The organism is Nocardia sp. No.11, assembly GCF_038752175.1.
Lineage (GTDB): Bacteria > Actinomycetota > Actinomycetes > Mycobacteriales > Mycobacteriaceae > Nocardia > Nocardia canadensis.
On sequence record NZ_JBCGFB010000001.1, the window covers coordinates 72,539 to 83,774 of the forward strand.

9 protein-coding genes are annotated in these 11,236 nt (G+C 65.2%); 3 read left to right on the forward strand and 6 right to left on the reverse strand.

What is annotated here, in order from left to right; genetic code table 11:
* Positions 1 to 33 precede the first annotated feature (33 nt).
* A complete protein-coding gene (locus tag V8688_RS00385; RefSeq protein WP_218720189.1) occupies positions 34 to 816 on the forward strand; it encodes a carbonic anhydrase family protein in 783 nt (260 codons plus the stop codon).
* 9 nt (positions 817 to 825) lie between these two features.
* On the opposite strand, the gene V8688_RS00390 is transcribed toward V8688_RS00385, so the two are convergent.
* Complete coding sequence (locus V8688_RS00390; protein WP_316574815.1) at positions 826 to 1,416, reverse strand: WHG domain-containing protein; 591 nt, start codon at positions 1,414 to 1,416, stop codon at positions 826 to 828.
* 78 nt (positions 1,417 to 1,494) lie between these two features.
* Here V8688_RS00390 and V8688_RS00395 point away from each other — a divergent pair, with 78 nt between their 5' ends.
* Both V8688_RS00395 and V8688_RS00400 read left to right on the forward strand, forming a co-directional pair.
* Positions 1,495 to 2,802: an ABC transporter permease gene (locus V8688_RS00395; RefSeq protein WP_255588262.1), complete on the forward strand. Its 1,308-nt coding sequence runs from the start codon at positions 1,495 to 1,497 to the stop codon at positions 2,800 to 2,802.
* A gap of 40 nt (positions 2,803 to 2,842) precedes the next feature.
* Positions 2,843 to 4,636, forward strand: a complete 1,794-nt coding sequence (locus V8688_RS00400; protein ID WP_342799865.1) for a long-chain fatty acid--CoA ligase — start codon at positions 2,843 to 2,845, stop codon at positions 4,634 to 4,636.
* Positions 4,637 to 5,102: 466 nt separating this feature from the next.
* On the opposite strand, the gene V8688_RS00405 is transcribed toward V8688_RS00400, so the two are convergent.
* The 5 genes from V8688_RS00405 to V8688_RS00425 form a co-directional block, all read right to left on the reverse strand.
* Positions 5,103 to 5,462 (reverse strand): hypothetical protein, encoded by a 360-nt coding sequence (locus V8688_RS00405; protein WP_342799866.1) that lies wholly within the window; start codon positions 5,460 to 5,462, stop codon positions 5,103 to 5,105.
* 169 nt (positions 5,463 to 5,631) lie between these two features.
* Positions 5,632 to 6,216, reverse strand: coding sequence for a hypothetical protein (locus V8688_RS00410; RefSeq protein ID WP_342799867.1), 585 nt, complete (start codon positions 6,214 to 6,216; stop codon positions 5,632 to 5,634).
* A 177-nt stretch (positions 6,217 to 6,393) separates the two neighbouring features.
* A complete protein-coding gene (locus V8688_RS00415) occupies positions 6,394 to 8,823 on the reverse strand; it encodes a tetratricopeptide repeat protein (RefSeq protein ID WP_342799868.1) in 2,430 nt (809 codons plus the stop codon).
* A 644-nt stretch (positions 8,824 to 9,467) separates the two neighbouring features.
* Positions 9,468 to 9,782: a hypothetical protein gene (locus tag V8688_RS00420; protein WP_342799869.1), complete on the reverse strand. Its 315-nt coding sequence runs from the start codon at positions 9,780 to 9,782 to the stop codon at positions 9,468 to 9,470.
* Positions 9,783 to 9,992: 210 nt separating this feature from the next.
* Positions 9,993 to 11,231, reverse strand: coding sequence for a helix-turn-helix domain-containing protein (locus V8688_RS00425; protein ID WP_342799870.1), 1,239 nt, complete (start codon positions 11,229 to 11,231; stop codon positions 9,993 to 9,995).
* Between the last annotated feature and the right edge of the window lie 5 nt (positions 11,232 to 11,236).

Genomic DNA, 11,236 nt, shown 5'->3' on the forward strand with positions numbered 1-11,236 from the left:
CCGGCGGCCGAATCGTGGCAAGGAGTCGCGCCGGTGACACATCGAGTCGTCCTGAACCGCCGCAAGGCGTTCGCCGCCCTGGCATTGCTCGCGACCGCCGGGTGCGGCGCCGCCGACACCACCGCCACCGCGCCACACTGGGACTACGACGCCGAAGGTCCCGACCACTGGGCCGACCTCGACAAGCACTTCGCCACCTGCCGCAACGGCCACGCCCAGTCACCGATCGATCTCCCCGACGCTGCCGAGACGCACCCCGCCGACCACATCGAGATCGTCTACGGGCCCACCCCCACGGCCACCATCACCAACACCGGCCACACCATCCAGACCGCCGTGCCCGCCGACTCGGGCAACCGCATCATCGTCGACGGCACCCCGTTCTCGCTGACCCAGTACCACTTCCATCTACCCAGCGAACACACCGTCGTCGGCGCCGAGACCGCCATGGAACTGCACCTCGTGCACACCGACCGGGCCGGGCGGCTGGCCGTGCTCGCGATCATGTTGCGCGCCCAGCAGGCACCGGCGGCGGTGAGTCGGGTCCTCACCGTCGCACCCGATCGCGTCGGCGCCACCCGCACGCTCAGCAACGTCGACCCCCGCACGTTCCTGCCCGCGGAGCTCGCCCAGTTCCGCTACGAAGGCTCACTCACCACGCCGCCGTGCACCGAGGGCGTGGCGTGGATCGTGCTGCGCACGCCGAGTCCTGTCGCGGTGGCCGACGTCGACCGGTATCGCGCCCTGTTCCCGCACAGCAACCGGCCCACGCAGCCGCGCAACGGCCGCCCTGTCATCCTCGCGGGCACCGAATAGAAGGTCTCGTCACGACCGGGGGAGTAGCCCCAGGGTCATGTGCCGGACCAGATCGTCGAGGAGCTGCTCGGAGTCGTAGTCGGCGGTATAGCCCGACCCGACGAAGGTCGCCAGGCCCTGCACGGCCGCGAGCGCGGTGACACCGAGACGTTTCGGGTCACCGGGCACGATCTCCCCGGCGGCCTGGCCTTCGGCGATGAGCGCGATCGGGATGGCGAAGGCACGCTCCGCGGCCGCCTGGATCTCGGTGTCGGTGGAGCTGTGCCTGCGCGCGAACATCAGCGGCAGCAACTCCGGATTGTCCAGCGCGAACCGCAGATAGGCCCGGGCGAAGGTCTGGAGCCGCGTGGTGATCGGCCCGGCGGTCACGGCCTGTTCGAAGCAGTCGCCGAGCCGTTCCAGGCCGCTGACGGCCAGTGCGTCGAGCAGTGCCTGCTTGTCGCGGAAATGCCGGCTCGGGGCCGCGTGGCTGACACCGGTGTCGCGGGCCAGCTGACGCAGCGACAAGCCGTCCGCGCCGACCGTGCGCAGCGCCGCCTCGGCGTGCTGCAGCAGTGCGGCCCGGAGGTCTCCGTGGTGGTAGCGCGAGTGCAAGGACATGGTGGTAGCAGGATATCCGACACGCGCCGAATGTTTGCATTGACTACTTTGTAGTCGCTGACTACATTGACGGGTGCCATGACTGACAACACCGCGCCGACGCGCCCGCCGAGCAGCATGCCGATCCGCGAGTGGTTGGCACCGATCACGCTGGTCACCGTGCTGGCCGCGCTCCTGGGCACCATGTACCTCGGCTACACCGCCGACCCCCAGAAGCACCTGCACGACTTCCCGATCGCCGTCGTCAACCAGGACGTCGGCGACACCCTCGCCGGCCAGCCCACCAACCTCGGCGCCCAGATCAGCACGGCACTGGGGGAGAACATCCCCGCCGACAAGATCGACCTGCGCGCCGTCGGCCTCAACGAAGCGCAACGACAACTGCGCAACGGCGAGGTGTACGGCGCCATCGTCATCCCCGGCGACTTCACCAAACGCGTCGCCATCCTCGGCACGGCATCGATTGTCCCCGGCACCGTCGAACAGCCGATCATCTCGGTCCTGACCAACCCCCGCGCGGGCACCCTCGCCGCCCAGATCATGGAAACGATCGCCGACCAGGCCATGACCCAGGTCAACACCACCGTCGGCACCCAGCTCACCGACCAGGTCCGCGGCGCCATCGGCACCGCACCGCTCAGCGGCGCCGCCCAGCTGCAGCTCACCCAGCCCATCGACGTCGTCGTCACTCCGTACCACCCCCTGCCCGAAGGCACCGGCCAAGGACTCGCGGCGTTCTTCTACACCCTCGTCCTGCTGATCGTCGGCTTCAGCGGCGCGATGATGATCAACTCCCTCGTCGACGGCTCCCTCGGCTTCGTCCCCGCCGAATACGGCCCCTGGCACAAGCGAACCGCCCGGGCCCAGATCAGCCGCTGGCGCACCCTGCTCATCAAATGGGGTATCGCCGCCATCAGCGCACCCCTGGCCTCCGGCGTGTTCCTCGGCGTCGGCGCCCTGCTCGACATGACCATCGAACGACCGCTGATGCTGTTCCTCTACGGCACCCTCGCCATCACCGCCATCGCCGTCACCGGACTGTCGGTCATGGCCGCCTTCGGCACCGCCGGCCTGATGATCAACCTCATCGTCTTCGTCGTCCTGGGCATCCCGTCGTCCTCGGGCACCATCCCGCTCGAGGCCACCCCGCGCTGGATCGCCGACCTGGCCGCCTTCGAACCCATGCATCAGATCTACCTCGCCGTGCGCGCCATCCTGTTCTTCGACGGCCACCTCGAAGCAGGCATGAGCCAGGGCCTGTGGATGACCCTCGTCGGCCTCGCGATCGGACTGATCCTCGGCGCCGTCGCCACCCACACCTACGACCTGCGCGGCCTGCATCGCCTCGGCCTCGACCAGCGCCAGGAACCGGCCACCGCGCAGTAGCGCACACCTCGAATCGATACCCCCACGCGGAAGGCACCCGATGCGCGAGTTCGAAGCCCCGGCTTCCTACACCGTTCCAGAACACGCGAACAACTCCGACAGCGTGTTCCGGCACGCCGAGCACTCGCCGGACACGGTGCTGTTCAACGTCGACACCGGCGACGGCGGACTCACCGACGTCACCGCCGCGGCATTCGCCCGCACCGTCACCGATGTCGCCAAGGGTCTCATCGCCTCCGGCGTCGGACTCGGCGACCGGGTCGCCATCATGGCACCCACCCGCTACGAGTGGGTGGTCCTCGACCACGCCATCTGGGCCGCGGGCGGCTGCACCGTCGCCATCTACGACAGCTCCGCCGCCGAGCAGGCCAAGTGGATCCTGCAGGACTCCGCGACCCAGCTGCTGGTGGTCGACAGCGACAAGCACCGTCGGGTCATCGACCAGATCGACCGCGCCGCTCTCCCCGAGCTGACCGAAATCCTGCAGATCGACCAGGGCGCCGTCGCGGAGCTGACAGCGCGCGGCGCCGACCTCGACGACGAGGCGGTCCACACCCGTCGCGCCCAGGTCTACGCCAGCTCCCCGGCCACCCTGATCTACACCTCGGGCACCACGGGACGCCCCAAGGGCGTGTTGCTGTCCCACGCGAACCTCTACGCGGAGTCGAAGTCCGACCGGATCGCCTTGGCGGAGTTCGTCACCGAAGGCAACCGGTCGCTGATGTTCCTGCCGCTCGCGCACGTGTTCGCCCGCGCGGTCACCCTGGCCGCCCTCGACGCCAAAGTGATCGTGGCGTTCAGCTCCGATTGGTCCACGCTCGTCGACCAATTCGGCAGTTTCCGGCCGGACTTCATCCTGGCGGTGCCGCGCGTATTCGAGAAGGTCTTCAACGGTGCCCAGCAGAAGGCACATTCCGGCGGCAGGGGCCGGATCTTCGACCGCGCCACCGAGACCGCCATCGCCTGGAGCGAATCGCTGGACAGCGGCGGACCGGGACTCCTGCGCAAGCTCGAGCACGCCCTGTTCGACAAGCTGGTGTACCGGCAGCTGCGTGGCGCGCTCGGCGGCCGCTGCGGTGCGGCGGTGTCCGGTGGCGGACCGCTCGGCGCCCGCCTCGGCCACTTCTTCCGCGGTGTGGGCATTCCCATCTACGAGGGCTACGGGCTCACCGAGACCACTGCCGCGATCACCGTGAACACCCCACGAAACACCCGGGTCGGCACCGTGGGCCGCCCGACCGACGGCCACGGAATCAAGATCGCCGACGACGGTGAGCTCCTGCTGCGTGGCCCGGTGGTGTTCCGCGAGTACTGGGGCAACCCCGACGCGACCGCCGAGGCATTCACCGACGGCTGGTTCCGCACGGGTGACCTGGGTGCCATCGACCGTGACGGCTACCTGACCATCACCGGCCGCAAGAAGGAAATCATCGTCACGGCCGGCGGTAAGAACGTCTCGCCGGGCCTGCTGGAAGATTCTCTTCGTTCACATTCGTTGATCGGTCAAGCGATGGTCGTCGGTGACGGCCGACCTTTTGTCGGCGCCCTGATCACCCTCGACCCGGACGTTCTTCCGGATTGGCGACTCCGCCACAATCTTCCCGCCGACACTTCGGTAGAAACGCTCATCGACGATCCCGACCTCGTCTCCGAGATCGATGCGGCGGTCGCCGCCACCAATACTCACGTGTCGCACGCCGAGGGCATCAAGAAGGTTCGCATTCTGCCGTGCGAATGGACCGAAGCGACCGGTGAGCTGACTCCGAAGATGTCCCTGAGGCGTGCGGAGGTCATGAAGAAGTACGCCGCCGACGTCGATGCGATGTATTCCTGAGTTTCCCCAGTGCCCTTATTTCGTCACAGTGACGAAATAAGGGCACTGGGGAAGTGGAGGGGGAGTGCGAACCTGTTCACCCCGAGGCCCACGAATTCTTCATTTCGCCACATATGGGGCCGCATGCTGCAGATGCAGGCATTCATCGCGAGTGGTCATGAATGGGCCACCAGGTGGAAAACGCCGAATTCCGCGTCACATCGCAAAACGTCGACATGGACATCGCGAGTTGTTGCGCGCGATACGACGGCGCGGTGTCAGTCGCCGCGGTGGTGGAACGCTGACGAATCGGCACGCAACGCAACACGGCACGTAGTGCATCAATAATGCAAAACACCCGCCCGACCGGCGCCGTTCAAACGCCGATAATGCACATTATGTCAACTAAACGTCTGCGTATTGCATCAGATGAATCATCGCCTCCTCCCCGTGGGCGCAGGACCGCTCCTCGCACGTTGGACCGAGATTATGCATCTACCTGGGCATTTGCGTGAATGAGGAGGCGACCGCGGCTACGGGTGACCTCCATCTCGCTCGGGCAGCCTTGGAACGCTCTCGGCAAACGGCTCCGCGACCAGCAGTTCACGGCATGTAAGTGGTCTACGGCTGCGACGATGCTCGTTCTCGCTCCGTGCGTTACCTGAAAGGGACTACTCCGAAGGTCATCAGCGGCGAGCGTTGAGCCCGCACTGACCTGGAAGTCGTTCGGATCAGCGATGCGGGCGGTCACCCTGTCGATCAGCGGCGCGAGCTCGGCCCACTTGGCGGCAACCTCTTCGTCTGACATCAGCTCGTCGCTGGCAGGCATCGCTTCCTCGCTGGTCATCCCTGGATCAAACCACAGATAGCTGAGGTCTACCCCAGGACTGCGCCGACTGTCGAGGAGAACGCGTGGGTGGTGTGAGCCCGGGCGAATGTTCAGCATCGAATTCGATGAGCGACGGTCGACGTCGCAGTTTCGCTGACCGGTTGAACTTCGAGCTTATTAGCGAATCCTACGTTCGATTCTTGCCCGTATGGCTGATGACTTGCGTGGTGAGAGTGCAGATTGAATCGAGCCAGTCGAGCACCTGCCGAGCGTCGGCAGCCGACTTGAAGTTGGGGTGGGATTGCCATGTGAATTGACCATCGGCGGAGATCTTCAGCGTATGGAAACCTCCAGAGCCAGAGGGATGTGCATGGTCGCTCCACAGAGAATAGAGTGCTTTGAAACCAGGAAGTTGTCGCTCTGCTTCTGCTACCACTCGGCCAATCGGTAGTCCATGAGGTGCTCCTGGGCGTAGTTTGTCCAGGTCTTGGGGTTTCTTATCAATCCAGAAGGCGACCGCAGCATTCTCTGCGTAGGCTCGCAGCAGGGTGACGGCGCCAAGCGGATTCCCCTGCTCGACAAGCGAGATAACCCCAAGATGGAAGGCCTGCGCTCGCTCAATAAACCCCAGGTACGGCAAGTCATCGGAGTAAAGAGCTCCGCCCTCCCGCAAGGATGATAAGGCGTCGTTGAGCATCGTTCGGGCAGCACGTCGTGCTGCCGCCAGTTCAGCTTCGACCTGTGACGCATCGAAGATCTCACTCGCTTCCACGGCGTAAGCTTAGCCGGAGCCGCGAGTAAATGAGGTGTGCTCGGTGCGCCGGCGCCGTCGACACTCAGCTGTGCGTAGGCTCACGACCCAGCTGGGCCTGTAGCAGTCCGCGTGCCCAGCGAATCAACGACATCGAATATTCAGGCTTACCAGCAAAAACGCTTTCCCGAAGCGGTACTAGTCATGACTGTCGGTCTCGAGTTTTAGAAGTTGCTCACGTGCTTGAGCGATCTCAGGTGCTCCAGCTTGGTCGAACAGTCTGATTGCGCGCCGCGATGCATCTATTGCCTCGGAGCGGCTGCTGTCTGCGAGTAGCGCATCTGAGAGAAGATACTGCGCCCGGCCTTCGGCAAACAGATCACCGATTCCAGCGGCAACAGCACTTGATTCGGTGTGCGCGCTGATCGCGGCTGCAGGTCGCCCTTCATGCTGATGCGCTAGACCAATGTTGTCCAGCACGTCCGCTTCCAGACGCTGATCGTTCATCTGTGATGCAGTCCGCCGGACCCCTTGTAGGATTTCGATCGCTTCGTTGTTTCGACCATCCATCATCATCGCGACAGCCAGATTGTTCAGAGCACCTAATTCGCCATGCCGGTCTCCGACCTCCAGAAACGCTGCTGCTGCACGCCGGTGTAGACGACCAGCGTCGTCCCAATGGCGACCTGATTGCAGCGCCGACCCCGCGTTGTTCAACGCCTGAGCTGTACCACGCCGATCACCGACTTGCGCGAACAGGTTTGCCGCTCGCTCGATAGCAGCGGCAGCTTCTATCGGACGTCCTGCTTTGATCAGAACGCCACCCAGGTTATTCGACGCGCGAGCCTCGCCAGCTAGTTCGCCGGTTTGGCAACAAATCTCGATGTCGGTCCGATAGAGCTCGATTGCCTCGTCGAACCTCGAAAATTCCTGCAATATGTTCGCTTGATTGTTCAACGCTGCGCCCTCGCCGACGCGATTTCCCATCTCTCGGTAGATCTTTCTTGCCTGGACAATAACGTCGAGTGCCTCGTCGAATCGGCGGGCTTTTCGCAGCCCTGCCGAGAGCTGGTCCAATGCATTGGCTTCCGACTCGCGATCGCCGACCGCTGCGGCTGCTACGGACCATGTGGTGGCCACGGCGATCAATTCGTCGAGGAATCGGAGCCGATCGAAGATCACGCAGATCGGATAGGCAGTTTCACGAATGTGGCGACGCCACTCTTCGCGATCGGCCAGCCGTTCGATAAGGGCAACTATTGTCTGCCGCTCCGCGACAAGCCAGGCTGCAGCCCTCTCCGCGTCCGGGAACGGGGCGGCGACTTCCGCCGCATTCAAGACCGGGAGCCGCGCCGGCAAAGCTGGCCTCGGCTCTCCCATAGCCTGGGCTCCGGCAATGGTGATCCGGAGGCCGAGTCGGAATGCCACGCGGACGAAGGCTGCGAGAGTTGCCGACGGATCCGCATCGGAAAGTTCCTTGGCGTATAGCCGGATCAGGTCGTGCAGATGCCAGCGCTCATCGATCGGTCGCTCAACGAGGTGCGCTCGCACCAGGCGCATAAGCTTGCGTCGGACCGCAATTTCGCAGTCCTGCGTCAAGGCCGCTGCCGCCACCAATCCTGTGTCCACGCCGGGGACGGCAGGAAGGAGCGCGAACAAGACGGCTAGATCAGTTCCAAGCCTGCGGTAGGACAACTCGAACGCTGCACGTACCGACCAGTTGCCGTCGTAATCCAGACCGCTGAGTCTCGTGCCTTCCGCCCGAAGCTCGACGACGAGATCAGCAACCTGCCTTTGAGGCTCATCTGCAAGCAACGCAGCGACGATCTGCAGCGCCAGTGGCAAATGCCCGCAGAGCGAGACGAGCTCGCCTAGGACGGTGGCGTCGCCGAGTCGGCTGTCACCCGGAATTCGAGATGCCACCGCTTCGACGACGAGGCTTACCGCGCTGTCTTGCGATAGGACCTCGACTTCCACGATCCGAGCCTGAGGTATAGCGGCCAAGGTCTCACGCGATGTCACAACAACACGGTGCGCCGAATCGTCGGGGAGTAGCGACTCAATCTGCGCGACGTCGCCGACGTTGTCGAGTATCAGCAGCACTCGGTGCGCTGTCTTGGCCAAGCCCGCCAAATGTATCTGGTATGCCGCAGCCAGCTCGACCGTGCCATTCGGCAGGTCAGAGCGATTGAACCCCAGCTGAACTAAGGCGGCCGCGTATACCGATGCTGGCTGGACCCGGACATCTGGGTCCGGATCGTAGCCATGCATATCAACGAACGCGACCTGCGCAAACGTGCCCAGTTCGGCGGCCGCGACTCCTGCGTGCCGGGCGAGTTCCGACTTACCGACGCCAGGAGGGCCTGACACCACCGGGATCGCTGCGCGGAGATTGCCGCTCGCTGGCAGCGCAAGTACGCTCGCGATCTCTGCCAGCTCGTCCCCCCGGCCAACGAGGCGCACGCCGAGACTACCAGCAGCGAGTAGCTGAACGACCGCAGCGCTGCGCCGGTTTTCCGGAGCGTGGTAGTGGAAGTGCTCGATATTGGCGGCCGCGACCGATCCATGGTCCGCGAGTATCGAAACAGGAGGTGCAGGAGGCCTGCCTACAGGACCTTCGAACCTCACGGGCCCTGCTGTCCGGGCTCCCGGGGAGGGGTGACGGCCGACGGACCACCACCCATATTGACCGTGTCGATTGCCAGCGCTGCCACCGACTGATTGTCAGCTCGCACGTTTGCGTTGCCACCGATGTGTACACGATCCGGGTCGCCTGGAGTGCTCGGATTCTGTCTACTGTAGAGCCACAGCGTCAGCCCGAGCGTAACTAGCGTCAGCACTCCGACCGCGACCCACGCCAACACCCCGTAGCGGCCGTCGGTTGCGACGTTGATCGCGATGGCCAAAGCGGTTGTGGCAAGGCCCGACACAACTGTCGGCAAGGCGACACGCCTAACTACTGATCCGTGAGCCACGTCGAGGAACCTCCACATCGCAGAGAAGTTGCTGGAGGCCGTGGTCCATACTCAGCCCCACGCATAGCCTAGCGCTGGCACCCGCGATGTAATCGACGCAGGGCGGTCCGTGAGGATCGCGAGTCGTCGTGTTGGAAGGAAGTCAGTTCCGCCAGACGGACTTGCATGCCTGTCCAGGGCTAGCAGCGTCGATCCACTCCCCTCCCCAGGCACGGATCTGACGAATATGCAGAAAACGAATACGCAGGGTTACCAGCAGACCCGACGGCGGTATCGGGATCTTCTCCCCGGTCACCCTTATCGGGGCGTCAGGGTGATGCTGCCGATCTCCACCCCACCGAAATACGCCGGACCTGTGTACCCGCCGCGTCCGTCACTGATCAGTACGACGCGGTGGCCGGGAAAGATGTCGACGTAACCACCGTCGGGTGTCGGCTGAATCGGGTAACGCCCGATCAAGACCAGCTCCCCGCCTTCGACGCGCGCGTCACGTTGCAGGAGCACGATGCCCGCCGACAATGTCGTCGACGTGTAGTTGCCGGGTTCGACGTCGGCCGACGCTGGACCGGCCGTGGCGACGAGTGACGCGGCGCCCACGGCCACCGCGATCACAGCGGTCCGGATCATTGATGGTGTGGCATGTGTGGACATCGTCAACTCCTGTCACCCGGGTAACCAACTCTACCCCCGCCGACTCCGGTCGAAGGTGCGCGAACACGGCGTCGATACCGAGCCGGCACTCCCCCCGGGTTCGGGAGTTCACGACGTCGCCGCACCTGTCTCGCTCTTCGGGACTGTGCGTCGGGCACAAACCACCGGGAGTCAGATTGTCCGAAAAAGCACGTGACGATACCAGCGGCACACACCGAGGGCGAACCGTAGACGGAAGTTGTCCGCGTCCAACGTGATTCCGTAGCGGCCGGTGATCTGCTGGATGCGGTACTGCACGGTGTTGCGGTGGACGTCGAGGAGGCGGGCGGTGCTCGAGTAGCTGCCGCCCTCGGCGAGGAAGACGTCCAGGGTGTGGCGGAGCATGGCCATCTTGGTGCCGTCGGCGGCGAGGGGGCCGAGAACGCGACGGACCAGTCCGGCGAGCTCGTCGGGTTCGTCGGACAGGAGCGCGAACGGGGCGACGGTGTCGAAGTCCACCACCGGCGGCGCGTCCGGCCCGGCGGTGACGGCGAGGTTCTTGGCGCGGGCCGCGCTGCGGGCGGAGGTCCGGAATCCCGGTAGTCCCGCGCCGACGGTGCCGAGAGCGACCTTGACGGGCAGGCCGGACGCCGCGATCCGGTCGCCGATGTCGTCGGGCGCTGTGCGGTGGTCCTCGGTGACCGGGAACCAGATGCGCAGCGCGCGTTCCCCGGTGGCCGCCGCCAGTTCGGCTCCCCTGGCGCCCATCGCCGTGGACAGGAGTTGGCGGGTCTGGTCGAGCGCGCGTGCCGCGTCCGCGCCCGGGGTGTCCGGTGGAGTCCAGGCCTCCGCGGCGAGGTGGCGGCGGTCGAGACGGTAGTCGAGTGCTTCTTCGGCAGCCGGGACGTCGACGTCGTCGCTGTCGAGGAGGCGGGCGATCCATTGCTGCCGGGCGGCTTGGCGGCTGCTGAGCCAGCGGTCGCGTTCGGCTTCGTAGATGCGGCCCATGGACGAGTTGAGGCGGTCCAGGTAGGTGCCGGCGAAGCGGAGCAACTCGGCGATTCTGGCGGCCTGGTCGGGGCCGGGAACGGCGAGGATCAGCCCGATGGCCGCGTCGAGGAGGCGATACTGGCCCAGGCCGTACGCACGCAGCAGGACGGTCAGCGGCACGCCGCGCCGGGCCAGCCGCTGGGCGTAGGCGGCGGCGCCCGCGGGCGGGCTGACGGTGGCCGGGTCGATGTTGTTGGCCAGGACGTACTGCACGACGGCGATGTTCTCCGCGATGCTGGCGGCGCGCAGGTCCGCCAGATCGAAGGCGATGTCGGTCACCGGGATCATCTGCTCGGTGACGCGAATCAGATCCTCGGTGATCGCGTCGGTGAGTGGGCCCAGTGCCTGACCGACCCAGACGAGGGATCCGTACGCCGCCACCGCCC